A 359-nucleotide genomic window follows, 5' to 3' on the forward strand; every position below is an offset into this window, starting at 1 on the left:
AAAAGGCACGTCGGGGAAAAAAAAGTGGCGGGGACAAAATGGTCGCAATGCTTCCTTGTGAAAGCCATGCCCTGCGCGGGCTGGCTCTGCCCAACGGGTATGACTGCCTCGGAGATGATGCCCCTTCTGTGGGCAATACGAAGACGAGGAAAGCGGGCTGTTTTATAACCGGCACCGTTATTACGAGAGGGAAACGGGCCAGTACCTCTCGCCGGACCCTATAGGATTAGCAGGGGGTCTGAACCTGTATGCGTACGTGCCGAATCCGGTGTCGTGGATTGATCCCTTAGGGTTAGCAGCTTGTCCAACACAAAAATATGAAGTTAGTACATTCGATGATTTACAGAGACGTTCTAAGG

Annotated in this window: 1 protein-coding gene and 1 pseudogene; both read left to right on the plus strand. The window is 52.4% G+C overall.

Features of this window, described 5'->3' with window-relative positions:
- On the plus strand, window positions 1-224 hold a 224-nt coding region (locus AACQ38_RS23910), incomplete at its 5' end, for a hypothetical protein (RefSeq protein WP_207631981.1).
- A pseudogene (locus tag AACQ38_RS23915) lies at window positions 125-359 on the plus strand (RHS repeat-associated core domain-containing protein); the annotation flags it as partial. The gene AACQ38_RS23910 and the pseudogene AACQ38_RS23915, both read left to right, overlap by 100 nt.

Origin of the sequence: Photorhabdus sp. RW14-46 (assembly GCF_963887965.1) — a bacterium.
GTDB lineage: Bacteria > Pseudomonadota > Gammaproteobacteria > Enterobacterales > Enterobacteriaceae > Photorhabdus > Photorhabdus laumondii.